Source organism: Pedobacter ginsengisoli (assembly GCF_002736205.1).
Taxonomy (GTDB): Bacteria; Bacteroidota; Bacteroidia; order Sphingobacteriales; family Sphingobacteriaceae; genus Pedobacter; species Pedobacter ginsengisoli_A.
On sequence record NZ_CP024091.1, the window covers coordinates 4864577 to 4887598 of the forward strand.

At 36.6% G+C, this 23022-nt stretch carries 22 protein-coding genes; 18 read left to right on the forward strand and 4 right to left on the reverse strand.

Annotation, left to right across the window (positions count from 1 at the left end):
• The first annotated feature begins 8 nt into the window (after window positions 1–8).
• From gldL to gldN, 3 genes are read left to right on the forward strand one after another with little or no spacing between them, the layout of a single operon-like run.
• Window positions 9–818, forward strand: coding sequence for a gliding motility protein GldL (gldL, locus tag CPT03_RS20410; RefSeq protein ID WP_099440556.1), 810 nt, complete (start codon window positions 9–11; stop codon window positions 816–818).
• 46 nt (window positions 819–864) lie between these two features.
• Window positions 865–2403 carry a gliding motility protein GldM gene (gene gldM / locus CPT03_RS20415; protein ID WP_099440557.1) on the forward strand — a complete coding sequence of 513 codons (1539 nt, stop codon included), beginning with the start codon at window positions 865–867 and terminating at the stop codon, window positions 2401–2403.
• Window positions 2404–2409: 6 nt separating this feature from the next.
• Window positions 2410–3291: a gliding motility protein GldN gene (gldN, locus tag CPT03_RS20420; RefSeq protein WP_099440558.1), complete on the forward strand. Its 882-nt coding sequence runs from the start codon at window positions 2410–2412 to the stop codon at window positions 3289–3291.
• Window positions 3292–3343: 52 nt separating this feature from the next.
• Here the strand turns inward: gldN and uvrC are convergent, their stop codons facing one another.
• From uvrC to CPT03_RS20435, 3 genes are read right to left on the reverse strand one after another with little or no spacing between them, the layout of a single operon-like run.
• The gene (uvrC, locus tag CPT03_RS20425; RefSeq protein WP_099440559.1) at window positions 3344–5155 is read right to left on the reverse strand and encodes an excinuclease ABC subunit UvrC; all 1812 of its coding nucleotides are present in this window, start codon (window positions 5153–5155) and stop codon (window positions 3344–3346) included.
• A gap of 24 nt (window positions 5156–5179) precedes the next feature.
• Entirely contained in the window at window positions 5180–7402 is a 2223-nt protein-coding gene (locus tag CPT03_RS20430; protein ID WP_099440560.1) for a penicillin-binding protein 1A, read from the reverse strand.
• Window positions 7403–7404: 2 nt separating this feature from the next.
• Window positions 7405–10077 carry a tetratricopeptide repeat protein gene (locus CPT03_RS20435; protein ID WP_245869905.1) on the reverse strand — a complete coding sequence of 891 codons (2673 nt, stop codon included), beginning with the start codon at window positions 10075–10077 and terminating at the stop codon, window positions 7405–7407.
• Window positions 10078–10287: 210 nt separating this feature from the next.
• Here CPT03_RS20435 and CPT03_RS20440 point away from each other — a divergent pair, with 210 nt between their 5' ends.
• The 10 genes from CPT03_RS20440 to CPT03_RS20485 all read left to right on the forward strand — a co-directional run bounded on the left by CPT03_RS20440 (window position 10288) and on the right by CPT03_RS20485 (window position 17343).
• Window positions 10288–10506, forward strand: coding sequence for an AtpZ/AtpI family protein (locus CPT03_RS20440; protein ID WP_099440562.1), 219 nt, complete (start codon window positions 10288–10290; stop codon window positions 10504–10506).
• A 53-nt stretch (window positions 10507–10559) separates the two neighbouring features.
• Window positions 10560–10946: a hypothetical protein gene (locus tag CPT03_RS20445; RefSeq protein ID WP_245869906.1), complete on the forward strand. Its 387-nt coding sequence runs from the start codon at window positions 10560–10562 to the stop codon at window positions 10944–10946.
• A 17-nt stretch (window positions 10947–10963) separates the two neighbouring features.
• Window positions 10964–12088 carry a F0F1 ATP synthase subunit A gene (gene atpB / locus CPT03_RS20450; RefSeq protein ID WP_099440563.1) on the forward strand — a complete coding sequence of 375 codons (1125 nt, stop codon included), beginning with the start codon at window positions 10964–10966 and terminating at the stop codon, window positions 12086–12088.
• Between the two features lie 41 nt (window positions 12089–12129).
• On the forward strand, window positions 12130–12342 hold the full coding sequence (atpE, locus tag CPT03_RS20455; protein WP_048907663.1) for an ATP synthase F0 subunit C: 213 nt from the start codon (window positions 12130–12132) through the stop codon (window positions 12340–12342).
• Between the two features lie 92 nt (window positions 12343–12434).
• Window positions 12435–12929 (forward strand): F0F1 ATP synthase subunit B, encoded by a 495-nt coding sequence (locus tag CPT03_RS20460; protein WP_099440564.1) that lies wholly within the window; start codon window positions 12435–12437, stop codon window positions 12927–12929.
• A gap of 34 nt (window positions 12930–12963) precedes the next feature.
• Window positions 12964–13512 (forward strand): ATP synthase F1 subunit delta, encoded by a 549-nt coding sequence (gene atpH, locus CPT03_RS20465; protein ID WP_099440565.1) that lies wholly within the window; start codon window positions 12964–12966, stop codon window positions 13510–13512.
• A gap of 62 nt (window positions 13513–13574) precedes the next feature.
• Window positions 13575–15149, forward strand: a complete 1575-nt coding sequence (gene atpA, locus CPT03_RS20470; RefSeq protein WP_099440566.1) for a F0F1 ATP synthase subunit alpha — start codon at window positions 13575–13577, stop codon at window positions 15147–15149.
• A gap of 26 nt (window positions 15150–15175) precedes the next feature.
• Window positions 15176–16057 carry an ATP synthase F1 subunit gamma gene (gene atpG / locus CPT03_RS20475; RefSeq protein ID WP_099440567.1) on the forward strand — a complete coding sequence of 294 codons (882 nt, stop codon included), beginning with the start codon at window positions 15176–15178 and terminating at the stop codon, window positions 16055–16057.
• 83 nt (window positions 16058–16140) lie between these two features.
• Window positions 16141–16356 carry a hypothetical protein gene (locus CPT03_RS20480; protein WP_099440568.1) on the forward strand — a complete coding sequence of 72 codons (216 nt, stop codon included), beginning with the start codon at window positions 16141–16143 and terminating at the stop codon, window positions 16354–16356.
• A gap of 135 nt (window positions 16357–16491) precedes the next feature.
• On the forward strand, window positions 16492–17343 hold the full coding sequence (locus CPT03_RS20485; RefSeq protein WP_099440569.1) for a DUF4349 domain-containing protein: 852 nt from the start codon (window positions 16492–16494) through the stop codon (window positions 17341–17343).
• Between the two features lies 1 nt (window position 17344).
• Here CPT03_RS20485 and ruvC read toward each other — a convergent pair whose 3' ends face one another.
• Window positions 17345–17911, reverse strand: coding sequence for a crossover junction endodeoxyribonuclease RuvC (gene ruvC / locus CPT03_RS20490; protein ID WP_099440570.1), 567 nt, complete (start codon window positions 17909–17911; stop codon window positions 17345–17347).
• A gap of 43 nt (window positions 17912–17954) precedes the next feature.
• On the opposite strand from ruvC, the gene CPT03_RS20495 reads away from it, so the two are divergent.
• Genes CPT03_RS20495 through CPT03_RS20515 form a run of 5 tightly spaced genes read left to right on the forward strand, consistent with a single transcriptional unit; the run spans window position 17955 to window position 23003 of the window.
• On the forward strand, window positions 17955–18932 hold the full coding sequence (locus CPT03_RS20495; RefSeq protein WP_099441208.1) for a hypothetical protein: 978 nt from the start codon (window positions 17955–17957) through the stop codon (window positions 18930–18932).
• A complete protein-coding gene (locus tag CPT03_RS20500; protein ID WP_245869908.1) occupies window positions 18910–20046 on the forward strand; it encodes a glycosyltransferase family 2 protein in 1137 nt (378 codons plus the stop codon). The genes CPT03_RS20495 and CPT03_RS20500 overlap by 23 nt, the downstream gene beginning before the upstream one ends.
• On the forward strand, window positions 20046–21137 hold the full coding sequence (locus CPT03_RS20505; RefSeq protein WP_099441209.1) for an ABC transporter permease: 1092 nt from the start codon (window positions 20046–20048) through the stop codon (window positions 21135–21137). The genes CPT03_RS20500 and CPT03_RS20505 overlap by 1 nt, the downstream gene beginning before the upstream one ends.
• Before the next feature lie 33 nt (window positions 21138–21170).
• Window positions 21171–21770 carry a ribonuclease HII gene (locus tag CPT03_RS20510; RefSeq protein ID WP_099440571.1) on the forward strand — a complete coding sequence of 200 codons (600 nt, stop codon included), beginning with the start codon at window positions 21171–21173 and terminating at the stop codon, window positions 21768–21770.
• A 42-nt stretch (window positions 21771–21812) separates the two neighbouring features.
• On the forward strand, window positions 21813–23003 hold the full coding sequence (locus CPT03_RS20515) for a glycosyltransferase family 4 protein (RefSeq protein ID WP_245869909.1): 1191 nt from the start codon (window positions 21813–21815) through the stop codon (window positions 23001–23003).
• The last annotated feature ends 19 nt before the right edge of the window (window positions 23004–23022 follow it).

Genomic DNA, 23022 nt, shown 5'->3' on the forward strand with positions numbered 1-23022 from the left:
TTAATAAAATGGCAGCAAATAAAAAATTTGATAAGATGCACTTAGCTATATCGCTTGGTGCTAGTGTTGTAATTCTTGGAGCACTTTTCAAAATCCTACACCTTGGTGGTGTTTGGGGTAATTATATGATTGGTGCCGGATTGGGGGTAGAGGCAATTCTATTTGCACTAACCGGATTTATTCAGCCTGAACCGGAGCCGGCATGGGAAAGGGTATATCCTGAATTAAGAGATGATTTTGATGGTGAACTGCCTAAAGCTTCGGCCAGACCTGTTGCTGCACCGGCAAGTTTTTCTTCAACTGCGGCTTTAGATAAAATGTTGGTAGACGCTAAAATTGGCCCAGAATTGATTGAAAGCCTGGGTACAGGCTTACGCACTTTCGGAGATAAGGTTGCCGCCATATCTAATGTTGCTGATGTTTCAACTGCAACTGCTGAATTCACAGGTAAAATCAAAGGCGCATCTGCAAGTTTTGATAACTTAAATAATGCATTTGAAAAAGCTACCTCGCAATTGGTTGAAATGGGCGAAAGCAATGTTGCTTCTAAATCTTACCATGAGCAGGTAAATACGCTTGCTAAAAATTTATCAGCTTTAAATGCTGTTTATGAATTAGAACTACAGGATTCAAGTGCTCACTTAAAATCTATGAATAAGTTTTACCAGAACTTGTCTCTTACAATGAACAACTTTAATGAATCAATGGAAGATTCTAAACAGTTTAAAGATGAAGTAGGTAAACTGGCTAAAAATCTGGCATCATTGAATGCTATTTATGGCAATATGTTATCTGCTATGAATCAGCCACGCGGATAATTAGTAATTATTTTATTTATTAATTAACCAAACAGACCTATTCAGAATGGCCGGAGGAAAACAGACAACGAGACAGAAGATGATCAATATCATGTATTTGGTATTGTTAGCTATGCTCGCCCTAAACGTATCAGATACCATATTAAACGCTTTTAAAAACATCAATGATAGTTTAGTTAGTTCAAAAACTAATGTAAATACGAGCATTGAACAATTGTTTACATCGTTTCAAAATACAAAATTAAAAGATGAGCCTGCAAGGGCACAACCTATATGGGAAAAGGCTAATAAAGCCAAAGCTTATGCAGATGAGCTGAATAATTATGTGCAAAAACTGAAAGACAGATTTAATGCTGAAGGGAAAGGTATTGATGAGGAAACAGGTGATCTTGTTGAAAGAGCAAACCTTGATATTGCACAAGGCATTATGATTAATGATAAAGAAGGTCAGAAGCTTAAAGTTAAGATCAATGAAACCCGCGAGAAATTAATTGCTTTGCTGGATGAGAAAGATCGTGGAGGTGTAACCTTTACTCTTGAGGCTAAAGACGCTGCGAAAAGCATTAACGGCAATAAAAAATGGGAAGATATTAACTTTAGTGAAGGTACCCCACTTACTGCTGCAAATACAATTTTGACTAAAATACAATCTGACGTTAAAAATGCTGAGGCCGAGATTGTAAAGAAATTATTCGGTAACATGGATAAAGCACTTGTAAATTTAGATCAGTTTGAGGCGGTGGCTGTAGCACCAAGTTCATACGTGGTACAAGGCCAGCCGTACACTGCACAGGTTTTTTTAACCGCCAGCGATTCAAGATCTAATCCTGAAATTTCTGTGGGTGGAAATGCTTTATCTGTTAAAGAGGGGAAAGGAACTTATACCGGAGGTACAGGAAGTGTTGGTGTATTTAAATGGAAGGGTATCATCCGCGTTAGACAAACTGACGGACAGATTAAAGAATATCCTACGGCAGAACAGAGCTATCAGGTAGCTAAGCCTTCTGCTACGGTATCACCAGATAAAATGAATGTTATTTATGCAGGTATTCCTAACCCATTCTCTGTTTCTGCAGCTGGTTTCCCTTTAGAAAGTGTTCGTGCTTCTATTTCAGGAGGATCAATTTCGGGCGGTAATGGTAAGTATACTGTTAATGTTGACGGTGGACAGGTTGGTAAAACTTTGAGTATTAATGTTTCTGCAACTAATGCAGGTAAAACATTAAATTTGGGTTCTCAGCAGTTCAGAGTTAAAGGCTTGCCAACACCAAGAGCATATGTAAAAGGCAAAGCCGGAGGAAATGTTCCTTTGGAATGGCTAGAAAGTGCCGGTGGAATTGAAACACAACTTGAAGATTTTGTTTTTGATGTTAAGTTCAGAGTGATCAGGTTTTCTGCTACCTTTATTAATCCAAAAGCAGATGCTGTTACCATTCCATGTAATGGGGGCGGTTTTAACGGACAGATTAAAGGTGCTTTAAATTCTATTAAACCTAATGCAACTATTATCTTTAAGGATATTGTTTGTGAAGGACCGGATGGAAGACAAAAAGTTTTGGATGGAATTACATTTGTAGCAAAATAGAATATTATGAAAAATGTGTTAGGTATTGTTGCATTATTGTTGTTAAGTATTGGTGCTTATGCCCAGGTACCTGCAACTCCGGTGAAGACAGATTCAGTTAAAAAAACTAAGATCAAAACTCCACCAAAGGATGGGTTTGCAGTACGAAGAGACATTGACAGTAATGTAATGGTTCCATATGCTGATGTAAGAGAAGAAGATGTTTATTATGCTAAAAGAATTTGGCGTGAAATTGATTTGAGAGACACAATTAACTCAGTGCTTAAAGCTGAGGATTCGAAACTAATAGATATCTTATTGGAAGCAATAGGAAACGAGGAATTAACCGTTTATTCTAATAAAGACACCACAGCTGGAAAGCTTCTTGATGATAATGATTCGTTTCGTATTGCTTTGACTGCCCAAGAGGCTTTACAAAGCGCAAGAGGTGTAAGCGAGGGTGTTGCAGATTCTGCAACAGGAAAAATTGCTGAACCGTCTTTAAGAAGGTTAAGATCTGATGAGTTTTTAAAATACAGAATAAAGGAGGATTGGATTTTAGACTCCAAGCGTTCTGTTTTTGAACCAAGAATTGTTGGTATTGCACCGATGAAGGAGGTTGAAGGACATTGGCAGCCGGTATTTTGGGTGTATTATGATGATGCACGTGAGCTGTTAAGTAAAAAACGCCTTACTAACCCAGGTAATGATGCTTCTACCTTAACTTTTGATGACTTTTTTGTTAGAAGGTTGTTTTCTAGTTATGTGGTTAAAGAAACCAATCCTGGAAATAAGAATATTACAGATATGTTAGGACTGACAGATCCTAAAGATCCCCGGAAATTATATGAGTCTGAGCGTATAAAGAAATCAATTTCTGATTTTGAGCAAAGCCTTTGGGAGTATTAGAATCACACTCCTAAGCATATATAATAAGTGTACGCAAAAAAGTCCTAATGTATTAAACATCAGGACTTTTTTGTTTGAAGTGATTAAAAAGGGTTTGTACTTGTTTCTTGTTTAACACTGTAGAAAGTTCTGCTTCTGATGCCTCTTTTATTTTTTTTACTGATTTGAAGTGTCTTAGCAGCTTATCGGCTGTTGTTTTTCCTATACCGCCTATTTGTTCCAGCTCTGTTTTTAATGTGCCTTGATCCCTTTTCTTTCTATGAAATGTTATACCGAATCTATGTGCCTCATCTCTTAATTGTTGAATTACCTTTAGTGTTTCAGATTTTTTATCAAGGTATAAAGGATAAGAATCCCCTGGATAGTATAATTCTTCAAGGCGCTTGGCAATTCCAATTACAGTTACCTTTTTGTCTATTCCCAGCTTTTTTAAACTTGACAATGCTGATGATAGCTGGCCTTTACCACCGTCAATGATTATAAGTTGAGGTAATGTGCTTCCTTCTTCCAACATGCGCTTATATCGTCTGTAAACAGCTTCTTCCATTGTAGCAAAGTCATTTGGTCCCTCAACGGTTTTCACATTAAAGTGTCTGTAATCTTTTTTTGATGGTTTGGCATCCTTAAAAACTACAATTGCTGAAACCGGATACTGACCCTGGAAGTTCGAATTATCAAAACACTCTATATGTTTTGGTAACTGGGTCAATTTTAGGTCCTTTTGCATTTGGGTAAGAATCCGGTCTGTTCTTAGATCAGGATTAAGCTTTTCGTATTGGTTTAGCCTTTCTTTTTTGAAAAACAATACATTCTTCTGGGATAGCTCTAATAGTTTTTTCTTTTCACCCAGTTTTGGCACTGTAAATTTAAGGCTGGCATCAAGAAGTACAATGTCAAAAGGGACAATGATTTCTTTAGATGTACTGTGGAATTTTGTTCTGAATTCTGTTATGGCAATTGTAAGCAACTCTTCGTCGGTTTCATCTAATCGTTTCTTGATTTCAATGGTTTGAGTCTGAATAATACTGCCATTAGTTACTTTTAGATAATTAACGAAAGCATATCGTTCGTCTGAAGCAATACTTACTACATCTATATTGGTAATAGCGCTATTTACTACAGTTGATTTGCTTTGATATTTTTCAAGTACCTGCAGTTTTAGCTGGTATTGATGTGCATATTCGAAATTCAGTTGTTCAACAGCACTTTTAATTACCTGCTTTACATCGCGTATTACATTACCTATTTTCCCATTTAGGATATCTTTGATTTCTTCTATACTGTTGTCATAATCTTCATGCGTTTGATAGGCTTGACAAGGGCCTTTGCAATTGCCGATCTGATACTCCAGACAAACTTTAAATTTGTTGTCGCTGATGTTCTTATCGGTAAGCGGGAGGTTACAGGTACGCAGTGGATATGTTTCTTTAATTAGATCCAGTATAGTATGCATCATACCCACTGAGGCATATGGGCCAAAATAGGTAGATCCATCCTTAATCATTTTTCTGGTCCAGTATATACGAGGAAAAGCCTCTTTTTTGATGATAATCCATGGGTATGTCTTATCATCCTTAAGCATGATGTTATACCTTGGCTGGTGCTTTTTTATCAGACTGTTTTCGAGCAGCCATGCATCAATTTCGGTGTCAACAATGGTAAAGGTTATTTTTCTGATTTTGGAAACAAGTACTCTTGTTTTTCCATTCATCTGATTGTCCTTATTAAAATAGGATCCAACCCTGTTCCTTAAATCTTTTGCCTTACCAATATAAATTAGAATGCCTTCGTTATCCCAAAACTGATATACACCAGGTTTATGAGGGATATCACTAACAGCCTTTTTATAGTCAAAAGCACTCATTGAAATTAGAATGGGTTAAGTTGGTTAGAAACCTAGTTTTTCATCAAGTTCAGTTTTTTGTTCCTGTTGTTGATATTGGTTACAATCAAAGGTAATAGAAACACCATTTTTAGGAGGCTCAAAATCTGCTTTAGAAATATTTAATTTTGGATTTGCATACACACGTTTCATGAAGCCGGCAAATATAGGAAGGGCTGTGGTAGCTCCATCTCCCTGTGCTGTACTTGTAAAATGGAATGCTCTATCCTCGCAACCTGTCCATACCCCGGCAACTAATTGTGGACTGATACCCATAAACCATCCATCTGAGTTGTTTTGTGTTGTTCCTGTTTTGCCACCAATTGGAGTTTTAATTCCAAATCTGCCAGCTAATCTCCAGCCCGTTCCGTTTGTTACTACACCTCTAAGCATGCGGGTCATAACGTAGGCAACTTCTTCATTCATTGCAGGAACCGGGATTGGTTTTTCACTGTGTAAAACAACTCCGTTCTTATCTTCTATTCTTAAAATATAGATTGGTTTTGTCCAGATACCTTTATTTGCAAAAACACTGTAGGCTCCTACCATATCATAAACGGAGGCATCAAAAGAGCCCAGGGCTATGGATGGATATGCAGGTACTTCTGAGGTTATCCCCATCTTTTTAGCAAGTGTGGCAACTGCAGTTGGGCCTACTTGTTTCATCAGATAAGCGGCAATATAGTTTTGAGAAAGTGCAAGCCCTTTTTGCAGGGTTAAGTACCCGGGCACTGTACCTCCTGAACGTGGAGTCCAAGGCGGACTTCCAGGAGTTTCTATTGTAACGGGTTCATTAAGTACAGAAAAGCACGGAGAGTATCCATTTTCTACTGCTACTGCATAGGTAAATGGCTTTGCAGTTGAGCCTACTTGTCTGGTACCCATTTTGACCTGGTCATATTTGAAATGCTCAAAATTGATACCGCCAACCCATGCTTTAACATATCCTGTTTGCGGATCCATGGCCATCATTGCATTCCTTAAAAGCATTTTGTAATACTTTACTGAATCGATAGGCTTCATTAATGTATCTATGTTCCCTTTCCAGGTAAAGATGGTTAGGCGGGTAGGTGTGTTAAAGTCTTCTTTAATTTCTGCATCTGATTTACCTTCAAGTTGTAAAGCTTTATACCTGTCGGATCTTTTAACTCCTTGTTCTATCTGGGCTTCTTTTCCTTTAAAAGGATTTCGCCCTTTCCAACTATTGATAAATGACTGCTGAAGAGTTTTCATATATTCTTTTTGTGCATCTTCAGCCGCAACTTGCATATCGTAGTTTAGGGTAGTAATTATTTTTAAACCATCTCTATCCAGGTCATATGGGGTTCCATCAGGTTTTGTTATAGATCGTTCTTCAAATATTCGTCTGATATCGTTTTTTAATACAGCTCTGAAATACGGTGCAATTCCATCGTTTACTGTTGCGGCACTAAACCTTAAACCAAGTGGTTTTTGCTGCTCCGCATCAAATTGCTGTTGGGTAAGCAGGTCTTCCTTAAGCATCAGACCCATAATTGTATTTCTTCTGGCCAGGGAACGTTCCGGGTTGCGGGTAGGCGAGTATCTGGTAATACCTTTTAGGATTCCTACAAGGGTAGCAGCTTGTGAAACACTAAGTTTATCTGGAGTAGTATTAAAATATACACGGGCAGCCGACTTGATACCATATGCCTGATTGCCAAAATCTACAGTGTTTAGATACATTACAATAATTTCCTCTTTGGTATAGTTCCGTTCTAATTTTACGGCTATAACCCATTCCTGAAATTTTTGTAAAATACGCTTGGCAAAGTTTTTTTGTCTCCCTTCTTCAGAAAATAGGTTTAGTGCAAGCTGCTGTGTGATTGTACTGCCTCCTTGTTTTTTACCAACAATGGCGTAAAGAAATATGGTGAATGTACGCTTGAAATCGATACCTGAATGTTCTCTGAATCGGATGTCCTCAGTTGCTATCAGTGCGTTAATAACATTTGGTGAGATTTCCGGGTAAGTAACATTTGAACGGTTTTGTACAAAATAAGTGCCTAATACTTTACCATCATCAGTAACAATTTCTGAGGCCTGATTGCTTTTCGGGTGTTCAATATCTCTGAATGATGGGAGCTCTCCAAATAGTCCAAATCCGATGCAAACTATAAAAAGGGCAAAAAGAACTATTCCGCCAATTAATAATTTCCATAATGTAAAGTTATACTTTCTGATGTCTTCCTGCGAAAGTGTTTTCCTCATTTTTAATAGTTGTTTTTATAAAATTCTATGTACTTATCCAGCAATGTTTTACTGGTAAGCTTGTCGAAATTATCCTTGCTGATGATGAAACTTGTGTAAATATTAACGGGAACTTTCATTATTTGTTTTAGCTGTGGAGTGATTCCGGATGCATAGGTTTTTGCGTCATCAAAATTACTAAAGTTCCCCACATAAATAAGTTGATCATTGTCAAATTCTTTTAATTGGTGTTTTAAGCTGCTACCAGCATAGTTTCCGCGGTTAAACTGACCTATGCCAAAGCGAGAAGAACTTAATGTTAAAGAGGCATCGGCGACGTCTATAACGAAATAATAAACAGTTGATGTTGCTGTACTAAATGGACCGTCGACCTTTATTGCAGGAGCTTTAGGTACATCTGGGCTTGTTTGTTGAGGCGCCGGCGCTGTAACAAGTTCTGCCGGTTTTACAATTTGATCTGTTTTTTGAATTGGAACGGCCGTCGGAGCTTTTACAACAATAGGAGTTGACCGGATTGGGCCAAAATAAGGAGGCTCATTAGGATCGAAATCGATAAGCGCTGTGTCCCTTTTCTGGAAATCGGCAAGATGATCATTAATATAGGCAGCATTGCCTTTAACAAGAGGAGTGATGAGCTGGTCGTCAGGGAATTGCTCGGTGATACTGCTAAAAGCAGTTAACAAAGCATCAACCTTGTTGGTTCTTCCAATTGCAATTGCTTTTAAATAGGCAAACTGTGGTGCAAGAAAGCTATTTGTATTACCTTTTGAGATCTCATTAACATGATTTATAACTGAATTGAAGTCTTTCTTTAAGTATTGGTCAAATACATCATTATATTGTTTGTTTATGGCTGTTTCCAGTTCTGATTGTTTTAAAGAGAATGAAGGATCAAGGATGATTTTGGCATAAATTGATGAAGGGAAATCTTTGAGTACCTTATTCTTAAAATCTATTGATTTTGGTTCGTCAATTCCTTTATTGATTAAAAACAAACTATAATAAGTGGCCGCTAAATGATTGTTTTCAGGAAAGCGGTTTAATAATTGTTGATAAACTTCTGCTGCTTCTTCAGGGCTGCTAAGTTCCTGTAAATAGAAGCTGGCTATTTCATAATAGGCATTAATGATTTTTTGATTCGATTTTGCCAGAAGCTCTGGTGTAACTGGCAGAGAATCGGTGTATTGCTTTATAAGTGTTTGGGGGTCTTTAACAGCCTGAGTTGCTTCAGTATCATCAGTTGTTGTGTTGATGTTGCTGGCAATTTCCTGGGAGGTCTCCTGAGCGGATGTTCGAATGCTTTGGCGCCAGTTGTTTTCTAATTTTCTATTACCCCATTTTCTTTTAAAGTCTGAGAACCCTATTGCAATTGCAGTTGGATTACTGAAATAGAATGAACTTTGAAGCTGATTAGTATTGTTCCGACTATAATTTGGTTGGTAGCCTGTTGCTGAAGCTGAATTGGTATTCGCAGTCTGAACTGGGGCTACTACTGGGTTTGCAAGGAGTTGTATCTTTTCAGCGCGGCTAGCCTCTGGTAATTTTGCAATGCTTTGCAAAGTATCTTCGATACTTATAATTTGATATCTGTTGGTTAAATATTGTAGGTTTTGGTTTTTCTTAAGAATAAGCTCATAACCCGGATAGTTTTTTGGTAATGTGTTAACAGTGCTATCATAGTATGATTTAGCCTTAAGGTAATCTTTAAAAACCTTGAAATTTAAATCGGCTATTTTTAAATAGCTGAGACCTTTTTGATATTGGTTTGTAGTGCTTTTCTGAATTGATAGCTGATAGTATTTTAGCGCTTCGATATATTGTTCGTCTGCAGCATGGGTTTCAGCAATTTGAAAATATACCTGATCATTGTAGTCCAGATTTTTATCGTCTTTTAAGAGCGCTAGCAATTGATTTTGTTTATTAGCTTTTTGCGGACCGCTTTCAAGCGTTCTTAGCTTAATCTGATTAAGATTAGCGTTGAAATACATTTCAAAAGAGGCATTACTTTTAACTACTTTTCTGTAGTTTATTAACGCATCAGGGTAGTTTTTTTGTTTTTCATAAAGCTGGGCAAGTATGTAAGTCCAGCGAATTCTGTTGTCTGTTCCTGGACTAGCTTTAATTGCATCTTTTAAATATGAGATGGCGGCCGCACTGTTATCGAGATAAATACACATTTGCGCTAGGGTTGCAAATGGTTCAGAAAGTTTGCTTTTCTTTTTAATACTTGGAAGGATAGATTCAAGGGTATCTAATACTTTATTTGCCTCGCTGATTCTTTTTAACTGCATAAGGCTGCGTGCTTTCCAATTGAGGGCTTCCAGATAGCTACTTACATTGCCCTTATAAGTTTTGGCTGTATAATCAAAATATTCAGCGGCATTGAAATAATTGCCATTGAAAAAATTGGCTTTCCCTAGTAATATATAGGCATCATCAGTATAGTTGCTATAGCTTTTCTCTAGAATAATAGTTTGGGCCTTTTTAATGATGTCGTCCATAGGCTTTAAGTTCAGAGAAGTGCTTACTTCATTATTGTCTGTTTCCGGGCCCAGGTAAACAGGGAGTATTTGGTCGTAATTATCAACGTAGGTTTCTGTAAGTTCCTGTTGATGATTAATTAAAAGAACTTTAGAGTTATAAATATAATTATAGCGGGCGGTTAAATTTTGCATACCCCGGCTCGAAGCTGTATCTTTTTGAGAACTGCAGGAATATATTATGCAAACACATAAGCTAAATAATATTATCTTTAAATTGTAGATCGCGTAATTTTTCAAAAAATATAAATTATGTTGGTGCTTATAAAAACAAAATATATACAAAAGTATTTTTATTCATCAATAACTTCTTAACAAAACCCATTTTATTTAATATATAGGTTAATGACTGATCAGGAAGAAAAGAAAAAGGGCTTAAGCACATTTGCCAAATACTCATCAATTAGCTTTCAGATGTTGGCAATAATAGGTGTATTTGCATTCATCGGATATAAAATTGATGAATACAGAGGGAGTAAAACACGTATTATAACTGCTTTGTTTAGCTTGATAGGTGTAGGAGCGGCCATGTATCAGGTTGTAAAACAGTTGAATAAAAAATAAAGTTGATTATTTTAAGCCAAGGTAAATAGCTACTTTTGTAAAAAATATAAATTTTGAGTTTAACACGTTTTACCGTTTCCTACCTGCTTTATTGCATTTTTTTGGCTGGCATAGCCTATTTATTACCAATTGTTTTTCCAGATACACGTGTTTTAACTGAAAAGTTCTGGCTGGTATATTTCTTCTTTGCGGGTATAACTTATATTGCTTATTTCTGCGCTGATTTGGGTCTTAAACGTAATCCTGAAGTAGGAATTATGGCCATTATGGGTTCTATTGCCGTGAAAATGTTTTTTTCTCTTGCTTTCGTGCTGATTTACAGCCTGAATGCTAAAGAAAAGGGGATGATTTTTGTGCTGAATTTTTTTTCTTTATATTTATTGTTCAGCTTCTTTGAAATATACTCTTTGTTACGTAACTTGCGCCACCAAAATAAATAGTAAAAATCTGCGACTAAATGGATTGTAGCCACGTTTTTGAGTTTAAAGTGAAAAGGTTAATTGTTGTTTTTACGCTTTTTTTAGCGTTTCTGTCGGTTTCGTCTAGAGTTTTTGCTCAAGCGGATACTGCATCTGTTCCTGCCGATACTGCTGCAACTGCAGCTCATGTTGAAAGCGCGCATGGCGCCGGACATGGAGAAGAGAAGTTTGAGCCTACCAAGGTGATTATGGAGCACATTGCGGATTCGCATGTGTGGCATCTTTGGGGACATCTTTCTGTTCCGCTTCCTGTGATATTATATACTCCGGATGCTGGTTTGGAGTTTTTCTCTTCTGGCCATTTTCATCATGGAGAACATGATTACGCCGGAGCAAAGAATACTTATCGTTTAGTTGAAGATAAGATCAAGATTGTTGGCGCCGATGGTAAAGTAGATGAGGCGGCTTCGTCTAAGATCCTTGATTTTTCAATCACTAAGAATGTTGCTGCTATGTTTATTGCAATAGCGGTTATTCTGATCATATTTATATCAGTTGCCGGCGCATATAAGAAACGTGTTGGTAAAGCGCCTAAAGGTTTGCAGTCGTTTGTTGAGCCAATTATTCTTTTTGTAAGAGATGATATTGCAAAGCCAAATATCGGACATAAGCATGCTAAGTTTATGCCATATTTATTAACTGTGTTTTTCTTTATCTGGATCAACAACGTTTTAGGTTTGATTCCTATTTTTCCTGGAGGTGCTAACGTAACGGGTAATATCTCTTTAACATTTGTACTTTCATTGTTTACTATGATTGTTGTAAATATCAATGGTAACAAGTATTACTGGAAGCACATATTTTTACCTAGTGTTCCTTTCTGGTTATGGCCACTTATGGTTGTAGTAGAGGTTGTAGGTGTAATTTCTAAGCCTTTTGCGTTAATGGTCCGTTTATTTGCGAACATTACTGCGGGCCACATTATCGTTTTGAGTTTGATCTCATTGATATTTATTTTTAAAACATTGGCTATTGCTCCTGTGTCTGTTGCATTTGTATTGTTTATGGATGTGTTAGAATTACTTGTAGCATTTTTACAGGCCTTTATATTTACATTACTTACTGCCCTGTTTATTGGTATGGCAGTGGAAGAGCATCATTAATTAGAAACTATTTTTTACAAATTATATAAATTAAATTAGTTATGGTAGGTTCAATCGCGGCGATAGGTGCCGGTTTAGCAGTAATTGGTGCCGGTATCGGTATCGGTCAGGTAGGTGGAAAAGCAATGGAAGGTATTGCTCGTCAGCCAGAAGCTGCATCAAAAATTCAGACTGCAATGATTATTGCTGCCGCTCTTATTGAGGGTGCTGCTTTATTCGGTGTGGTAGTTGCATTATTAGGCTTAGGTGTTTAATAACTCAAACTGAAAAATTTTAGGCGGGTATATAACGATTGGTTATTTACCCGCCTTAATAAAGAAGAATAAGTTTAAAAATATTATATAAAATGGAATTAGTAACCCCTACCATAGGATTAGTTTTTTGGACAGCAGTAGCATTTGTTTGCTTGTTAATATTGCTTAAGAAATTTGCATGGAAACCCATTCTTTCAGCTATTCACGAACGTGAGCAGTCAATTGACGAAGCTTTAAATAAAGCTGAACTTGCAAAGCATGAGATGGCTCGTTTAACTGCTCAGAATGAGGAGTTAATGAAAGAAGCACGTGCTGAACGTGACCATATCCTGAAAGAAGCTAAAGCTCTAAAAGATAGCATTGTTCACGAAGCGAAAACACAAGCTCATAATGAAGGAGCTAAATTAATTGAAAAAGCTAAAATTGAAATTGAGAACCAAAAGAAAGCTGCTTTAGCTGAACTTAAGAGTCAGGTTTCAACTTTATCTTTAGAAATTGCTGAACGTGTTTTACGTGGTCAGCTTGAAGATAAAGCAAAACAACAGGATTTAGTTGCTAATCTTTTAAAAGATGTTGAATTAAACTAATTAGTAGTTTGTTTAGCTAGATATACCAAAGAAAATGTCAGAAAATAAAGCAGCATCGAGATACGCCAAATCATTATTAGATCTTTCTACAGAGCAAAATGCTTTAGAGGAAATCAAAAATGATATGGTTCTAGTGGAACAAATAATTAAAGATAGCTCAGAATTGGAAGCTATCCTTAAAAACCCTATAGTTCCTTTGGATAAAAAAGCAGGAATTTTGGAGAATATATTTGGTGCAAAAGTTCATCAGATTACCAATACCTTTATGAAATTGGTAGTAAGCAAAGGCCGTTCTGCGATTTTATTTGGTACAGCAAAGGCTTTTATTGCTCAGTACAATGCGATTAAAGGAATTATTACTGCGGATGTAACTTCTGCAGTTGAACTTACACCTGCAAGCAGAGCTGAGATTGTAGCTATAGTTAAAAAGGAGATGGGCGCCAAGGAAGTTGTGGTTAAAGAAAAAATTAACAGCAAATTGATTGGTGGCTTTATTTTAAAAGTTGGCGATAAACAATTTGATGCTAGTATTTCAAGCGGTTTAAGTAAGCTTAAAAAGGAATTTGCTCAGGGGATTGTTTAATCCTGAGATGATATAATAAGAGATAACATATACTGAATTTACAAAAGAAATAATATAAAATTATGGTAGAGGTAAGACCAGACGAAGTATCGGCAATTATCAGGCAACAATTGGCGGGCTTCAAATCAGAAGCAGAACTTGAAGAAGTTGGTACCGTATTGCAGGTGGGTGATGGTATTGCCCGTGTTTATGGTTTAACTAAGGTTCAATCGGGCGAGTTAGTTGAATTTGAAACCGGCTTGCAGGGTATTGTTTTGAACCTTGAAGAAGATAATGTTGGTGTGGTTCTATTGGGCCCTTCAGACAAAATCAAAGAAGGTGATACTATTAAACGTACTAAGAAAATTGCCTCTATTAAAGTTGGTGAAGGTATGTTGGGACGTGTTGTTAACACGCTTGGCGAACCTATCGACGGTAAAGGACCTATTTTGGGCGAGACTTATGAAATGCCGATTGAGCGTAAAGCTCCTGGTGTAATTTATCGTCAGCCTGTAACTGAGCCTTTACAAACCGGTATTAAAGCTATTGACGGAATGATTCCTATTGGTCGCGGTCAACGTGAGCTAGTAATTGGTGACCGTCAGATTGGTAAAACAGCTGTTTGTATCGATACCATTATTAATCAAAAAGAATTTTACGAAGCAGGTAACCCTGTATTCTGTATATATGTAGCTTGCGGTCAGAAAGCAAGTACTGTAGCAAACATTGTGCGTACTCTTGAAGAGAATGGTGCAATGCCTTATACAGTAGTAGTTGCTGCATCAGCAGCAGAGCCTGCTCCATTGCAGTTCTATGCTCCTTTCTCAGGTGCAGCAATAGGTGAGTTTTTCCGTGATACTGGAAGACCAGCTTTAATTGTTTATGATGATTTATCTAAACAAGCTGTTGCATACCGTGAGGTGTCATTGTTATTACGTCGTCCACCAGGTCGTGAGGCTTATCCAGGTGACGTGTTCTATCTTCACAGTCGTTTGTTAGAGCGTGCTGCAAAGATCAACTCGAATGATGAGATTGCACAAGCGATGAACGATTTACCTGAATCACTAAAAGGTATCGTTAAAGGAGGAGGTTCATTAACCGCACTGCCTATTATTGAAACTCAGGCGGGTGACGTTTCTGCGTATATTCCTACTAACGTAATTTCGATTACTGATGGTCAGATCTTCTTAGAAAGTAACTTGTTTAACTCTGGTATTCGTCCGGCAATTAACGTAGGTATCTCTGTATCACGTGTGGGTGGTAACGCTCAGATTAAATCGATGAAGAAAGTTGCAGGTACTTTAAAATTAGATCAGGCTCAATATCGCGAGTTAGAGGCTTTCTCTAAATTCGGTTCAGATCTTGATGCTGCTACTAAATCAGTTCTTGATAAAGGTGCCCGTAACGTTGAGATTTTGAAGCAAGGTCAGTTCTCTCCAATGACTGTTGAGAAACAGGTGGCTATCATTTACATTGGTACTAAAAACTTAATGCGTTCGGTTCCTGTAAATAAAGTAAGAGAATTTGAAGTTGAATATTTACAGCAATTAGAATTACGTCATCCAGAAACTTTAAGTGCTTTAAAAGCAGGTAAGTTAGATGATTCAATCACTGGAGTATTAGAAACTGTTGCTAAAGAGCTTTCAAGTAAATACTAATAAAGCTGAACTGAAGATAAAGAAGAATGGCTAATTTAAAAGAAGTAAGAATTCGAATAGCATCGGTACAATCTACTCAGCAGATTACCAAAGCCATGAAAATGGTTTCGGCTGCTAAATTGAAACGTGCGACTAATGCTATCATACAGTTACGCCCTTATGCTACCAAGCTAAAAGAAATCTTAGGAAATCTTTCAGCTAGTTTAGAGGGATCATCATCACCTTTTATACAAGAGCGTGAACCTAACAAGGTTTTGATTGTTGTAGTTTCTTCTAACCGTGGTTTGGCTGGAGCGTTTAATATGAACGTAATTAAAGCTACTAATAATTTAATTGCCGAGAAGTATAGCGAACAGTTAAAAAATGGTAATGTAAGTATTGTAGCTATAGGTAAGAAATCTCAGGATTTCTTTGAGAAACGTAACTACAACGTAATTGGCAACAATAACGAGGTATATTCAGAACTTACTTTTGAAAATGTAACCAAGATCACTGATGCCATTATGGAAGGCTTTGCCAAAGGTGAGTATGATAGAGTTGAATTGGTTTACAACAGATTTAAAAATGCTGCTGTTCAAATTTTAACTACTGAACAACTGATTCCTTTAACCAGTGGTCAAGAAGCTACAGAAGAGAAGTCTACAAATGTGGATTATATTTTAGAACCTTCTCAGGAGGAAATAGTTGAGCAGTTAATACCTAAGTCAATTAAAATTCAATTGTATAAAGCCGTATTGGACTCTCATGCTTCTGAGCATGGTGCCCGTATGACATCGATGGATAAAGCGACTGAAAATGCCGGAGATTTATTGAAAGCTTTAAAACTTTCATACAACCAGGCTCGTCAGGCTGCAATTACAACAGAGCTTACAGAGATTGTAAGTGGTGCAGCTGCCTTAAACGGATAGAATTGAAGGATATAAAAAGATCAGCGTTTATGCTGTATTAGTTTAAAAAATATTATTTTTGCCCAGTAAATAAAAAAAATAAAATGGAACAGACACCAAAACACAATACAGAAAGCATGAAAAGAGCTAACGAAATCTCGATTTATAAATTGATGACCGTTGGGATTTTAGTTGGTATTTTGGGCGTATTTCTACGCTTTGCAGGTGACTCTACTACTTTATCTATTATTTCATGGGTAATCCTTTTAATCGGTTCTATAATCGCTTGCAAAGGTGTATTTAAAATATTAGACGCATAAGAATATAAACATATCTTTTAAAAACGTCCTTATTAGCAAAAGCTGATGAGGACGTTTTTTTTTGTAACGTTTATATTGTTTAAGGTTACCTAATTAAATAATTGGTATTAATGAAAAAACCTAATCATTAATATTATGAAAAATTATTTAACTTATTGTCTGTTGGCAATAATCATGTTTTCTTGTAATGCTAATAAAAATTCAAATTTAGAAAATTCAGATTCAATAGGCGCCAATCTTGAATCAACGGATTCGCTTTTAAACGAAAAGATCATTAAGACTGCAGACATGCGTTTCAGGGTTAAGGATGTACAGAATACGAAGGAGAAATTAAGTTCAGCTATAAAACTGGAGGGTGGAACAATAGCTGAATTCACTGTTCAAAGTAATATTCAACAAACAGAAAAAGTTAAGTATTCTGCAGACTCATTACTTGAACTTACCTCTTATCGTACAGAAGGATTAGTAATAGCAAAGATCCCTTCTGATAAGCTGGATGATTTTACCAATAAGGTTGCAAGACTGGCAGTCTTTATAGATCAGCAGTCACTTAAAATGGATGATCAAAGTATTGTTTATTTAAGCAATAAGCTAAAAAATGAAAATAGGGTCGAGGCAGTAGAGCAACTTAATAAACATGCCAATAAGAAAAGCAATAATGTAGAAAGTTCATTATCTCTTAAGGATGATTATGTAGACAAGAAGATTGAAAATCTGATGATTGATACTAAAGTTCAGTATAGTACAATTACACTTAATTTTTATCAGGATAATACAGTTAAAAGCATTCTTGTGGGAAATGACGACTTATATAGCTATCGTCCAAACTTCCTTACCCGATTAGGGTTAAGCTTTCAGAATGGCTGGTATATTTTTAAGGAATTTATACTTGTAGTAATGAATTTATGGGTTTGGATAGTAATTGTGGTTGCTGCTTATTTTAGTTTGAAATATTACCGTAAAAGAAAAGTAGGCAACGCAAATTAAGTTACTGTTTAAGCCGTTTTTTATTGTCTTTTGCAAAGGCCTCCCATCCGGAGTAGGATTTTCCTGCTCCGCTGGTGTTTACTCTCTGAAAGGAATGGCAAACGGCAACAGCTAAGCCGTCTGTAGCGTCCAGGAATTCGGGTGTTTCTTTAAAGTTTAAGAGTCGCTGTAACATCGCCGCAACCTGTTCTTTACTGGTATTCCCATTTCCTGTTATAGATTGCTTGATTTTGCGTGGGGCATACTCTGCAATTGGAATGTTCCTTGATAGGGCAGCTGCCATTGCCACACCTTGTGCTCGACCCAATTTAAGCATAACCTGAATGTTTTTTCCGTAAAATGGAGCTTCAAGAGCCAGAACATCAGGTTTAAATTCATCTAAAAGGAGCGTTGTTTTCTCAAAAATTCGCTGTAATTTCAAAAAGTGATCATCCATATGATCCATTCTTATAATCCCCATGGTGATTAATTCAATTTTACTTCCTTTTTCCAGCACTATTCCATAGCCCATTATTGAAGTACCTGGGTCTATCCCCATAATCACCCGTTCCTTTTTTTCAGCCAACATAAAACAATATTAAGCATATTTGCAGATAGTAAATGCAAAAAAGTTGACTTCACAATACAAAAAAATACTTTCTTACTTTATTAAAACTGCAATTGTTGTATTTACCTTTTGGATTATTTACAGCAAACTGTCAGATAATGAGAATCTAAGCTCATTTAAGACTTTATTAAAGCAAATCCCCGAATCAGAGATCATTTTGATACTGGCTACGGTGATTGTACTTATGTTTTTGAACTGGGGTCTTGAAGCGCTAAAATGGAAAAGACTACTTTCTGGAATAGAGAAAATTGGTGTATGGAGGGCTATTGAGTCTGTATTCTGTGGACTAACCTGGGCAGTATTTACACCAAACAGAATTGGTGAATATGGTGGCCGGGTTTTCTTTCTGTCGCCAAAAAGGAGAATTGTAGGTGTGGTAGCCATGGCAGTTGGGAATATCGGTCAAATGGTACTTACCAATGTTTTTGGTGCTATTGCAATATGTATTTTCATCTATAAATTTGTAGATATTGATTACCGGTTATTCTACGCTCTGGTAATTCTTTCTGTTATGTTTTGCCTATTTTTTATCATTTTCTATTTTAATATTAAATGGTTAAATGGGATTTTGGTTTCAATGCGTTTTACGCGTAAGTATGAGAGATTCTATGGGATTCTTGCCAGATACAAAAAAAAAGAGCTATTAAATATTTTGCTATTTTGTTTGGCCAGATATGTTGTGTTTAGTACCCAATATTTTATCCTTTTCTATTGGTTGATACCTGATTTGCATTATCTGAATATATTGATGATGGTAAGTATTCTTTTTTTTGTTCAATCAACCTTACCTTCGCTTGATCTTTTTGATATAGGGGTTAGAAGTGTTACTGCTTCCTATTTTTTTGGCTATATCACGGATCAGAACATTGCCGTTATAGCATGCACTGCGGGTATCTGGTTAATAAATATTATAATTCCTGCTATATTAGGCACTTATTTCGTTTTTAAACTTAATTTCTTTGGAAATATTCAGCGCAGTTAGTTATCTCTCCTCATTTTTGACTATTTTATATGTAATAGTTGTTGTTACATTTATTAAAGGTTGGCATAGCCTGATGTATTTTAAGCCTGGTGAGAAAGAAGGGAAGACCAGAGTATCGATCCTGGTTGCGGCACGTAATGAAGAAAAAAATATTTCAAAAACTGTTGATGATCTCCTTGCTCAAAATTACAATGAAGAACTTACAGAAATTATTTTTATCGATGACCATTCTACAGACAGAACCGCTGAAATTATAAGATCGTATGCAAGCAGAGGTGTAAAATTAATTAGCCTTAATGAGGATCAAGCTTTAAACTCCTATAAAAAAAAGGCGATACAAACAGCTATAGGACAGTCGACCGGTACATTGATAATTACTACTGATGCTGATTGCAGAATGCGGCCAGACTGGTTAAAAACGATAATCCAGTTTTATGAGGCAGGAAATTATAAAATGATTTCCTCACCTGTTGCTTATTTTCAGGAAAAAAGTTTCTTTGAGCGGGCACAATCGCTGGAGTTTCTTTATTTAATAGGCTTGGGTGCTTCAACCATAGGGAACAAACAACCGTCTACCTGCAATGGTGCCAATTTGGCCTATGAGAAGGAAGCCTTTTATGAAGTAGGTGGATTTAAAGGAATTGATGATCTCGCTTCTGGCGATGATGAATTACTTTTGCATAAAATAGCAGCTCGCTTTGATAACAATGTTGGATTTTTAAAGAATAGAGATGCTATCGTTTATACACATGCAAAGCCCACATTAAAGGAATTCATTCAGCAGAGGAAACGTTGGGCTTCAAAAAGCACCAGGTATAAAAACAAGTCGATCATTGTTCTTGGTGTCTGTATATGGTTGTTTAATTTAAGTGTGCTAATGAATCTAGGTATTGGCCTCTTTATAGGTTTTTATTTTAAACTGGCTATCTTCCAAGTACTGGCTAAAATCATTGTTGAGTTCTTGTTTTTATATGATGTAACCGGTTTTGCAAGAAGACGAAAATTATTGTTTTTATTACCGGTACTTAATATACTGCACATGATATACATTGTTTATATTGGCATTGCGGGCAACTCCGGAAAATATAATTGGAAAGGAAGAATGGTAAAATAGTGGAAACAAATAATAGCCCTTCAAGAAAAGTCTGGAGGCGGTTTAGAAACAATAAACTGGCCTTGAGTGGGTTATTATTTATCATTACACTTATGCTAATGGGGATTCTTGGTTATACGATTACACCAGATCAGACGCCTAATGCAAATACCATGTACCTTCAGCTCACCAATAAGAAACCAGGCAGATCCTTTGACTTTCTAATAGTTAGTAGAAATAAGAACATTGCAAAGGTTAATTTCTTTGAGAAAATGCTTTATGGGCAGGTGGCTGATTTTAAAAGTATCCCTATTACTTCATATCGAGAAAGTGAGGGCAAAGTTTATGCTAGAGCATATATTGGAGATGATGAACAGGCAGAAGAAATCAGCTACCCTTTAATTAACGGAAATAACCATTATCACCAAACTTTTTGGCTTGGTACAGATTTGTATGGAAGAGACCTTTTAAGCCGATTGATTCTGGGGATTCGTGTGTCTTTATCAGTAGGACTAATGGCTGTCCTTATTTCTTTATTTATCGGAGTCAGTTTGGGCGCCTTGGCGGGTTATCTTGGCGGTAAAATAGATGCCAGTATCAGTTGGTTTATGAATGTTATCTGGTCATTACCATCACTGTTGCTGGTAATTGCTATCTCTTTTGCCCTTGGTAAAGGGTTTTGGCAAATATTTATAGCAGTTGGTTTATCTACCTGGGTAGATGTTGCCCGCTTGGTACGTGGGCAGATAATGGCATTAAAGGAGGTAGAATTTGTAGAGGCAGCACAGGCCCTTGGTTATTCTACTCCAAGAACAATAATAAAGCACATTCTGCCCAATATTGCGGGTCCTATACTCGTTGTTGCTTCAGCAAATTTTGCCTCGGCTATACTTTTAGAAACAGGGTTAAGTTTTTTGGGTTTTGGAGCCCAGCCTCCGATGCCTAGCTGGGGTGGAATGATTAAGGAGCACTATGGCTACATCATTATGGATGCAGCATATCTGGCTATTTTGCCTGGATTTGCAATTATGCTTACTGTATATGCGTTTAATTTATTGGCTATTGGATTGAGAGATGCATTTGATGTAAAATCGCAAAATATTTCAATATAACTGCACTCACTAAATTTACTAACTTTGTTATATATGCTATTGAACTGTTATCAGAATGAATTATTAGAAGCTGGGTGCGATGAAGCAGGCCGAGGTTGTTTAGCTGGGCCCGTATTTGCCGCCGCTGTAATTTTGCCTCCTGATTTTATAGCCGGAGAGCTAACTGACTCTAAAAAACTTACCCACAAACAACGTTGCAGCTTAAGGTTGATTATAGAGAAAGAAGCTGTTGCCTGGGCTGTAGCAGAAGTTGACAATCATGAAATTGATAATATTAATATTCTTAATGCCTCTTTTCTGGCAATGCATCGTGCTGTTCAAAAGTTAACCATAAAGCCACAGTATTTAAGTATAGATGGCAACCGCTTTAAAGCTTATCCGGATATTCCACATACATGTATTGTTAAGGGAGATGGAAAATATTTAAATATTGCGGCAGCATCAATTCTTGCAAAAACACATAGAGATGAGTTTATGGAGAAAATTTCTATGGAATATCCTCATTATCAGTGGCAACAAAATAAAGGTTACCCAACAGTAGCACACAGAATGGCTGCCTTAGAACATGGATTGTCGCCATTTCATCGTAAAACTTTTACAATAAGTAATCCACAACTAGCTCTGTTTTCCTAAAACGAAGGATTATTAGTATTTTCACGTGATTTGAAAATATTAATGCTTACAAATAGGGTTCCTTTTCCGCCAAATAGCGGATATCCAATAGTAGTTTATAACACTATTAAGGGGCTGCTACAGCTTGGTGTGGAAATTACACTGTTCAGTATTAACACAAATAAGCATAGGGTTGATGTTGACGATATTTACGATCCTGTTTTTGAAAGCATAAAGTTTCATTCCTTTAGTTTGGATACAGAGGTAAATGTGTGGGGAGCATTATTTAATATTTTTTCTAATCAGTCTTATAACGTTTCGAGGTATTTTGATGATGACGCGGCTAAGTTGCTGGAAGATATTTTAAGGGAAAATGAGTTTGATATTATTCAATTTGAGGGGCTTTTTGTAGTACCTTATCTAGATGTTGTTAAAGAAAACAGTAAAGCAAAAGTAGTTTACAGGGCACATAATATAGAGTTTGACGTTTGGGAACGTATTGCCAGAACTGAAAAGTTTACACCACGACGGAAATATTTGCAGTTCCTTGCCCGTAGGTTAAAGGTTTATGAAACAGAACAGATGAATCGGTTTCATCAGGTTTTTGCTATAAGTGAGCAGGATAGACAAAGTATTCTTCGGTTTGGCTGTGAGACTGCACTTGAAGTTTTTCCGGTGGCATTAGACTTTGAGAAATATGTTACAGATCCGGCCAAAACCAGCTTTCCTACATTGTTCCATTTGGGGGCTATGGATTGGCGGCCAAATAAAGAAGGTTTGGAATGGTTCCTTGATGAAATATGGCCCGATATAGAAAAGTTAAGCAGTGAACTGCGATTCTATATTGCCGGAAAAAATATGCCCAGAGAGTTTTTTGAATACGATTCTGAAAATCTGGTAGTAGAAGGTGAAATTTTTGACGCAATAGAATTTATAAATTCTAAGGCAATTATGATTGTTCCATTGCTGTCGGGTAGTGGAATGAGGGTAAAGATTATTGAGGGGATGGCCATGAGTAAATGTATAATTGCCACAAGTATGGCTGCTGAGGGAATTAAATGTGAGCATGGTAAAGATATTCTAATAGCCAATACGGCAGATGAGTTTTACAGGTCCATTTTGCAATGTATTACTAACCCCAAAAAGTGGCGTGAAATAGGTGAGAATGCAAGGAAAACAGTAGAACGAGACCACGACTTTTTTTCTATTTCTAAAAGGATGTTGAATATCTACCAAAAGTTAGTAAGTGCTTAAATTTTATATACCTTTGCCA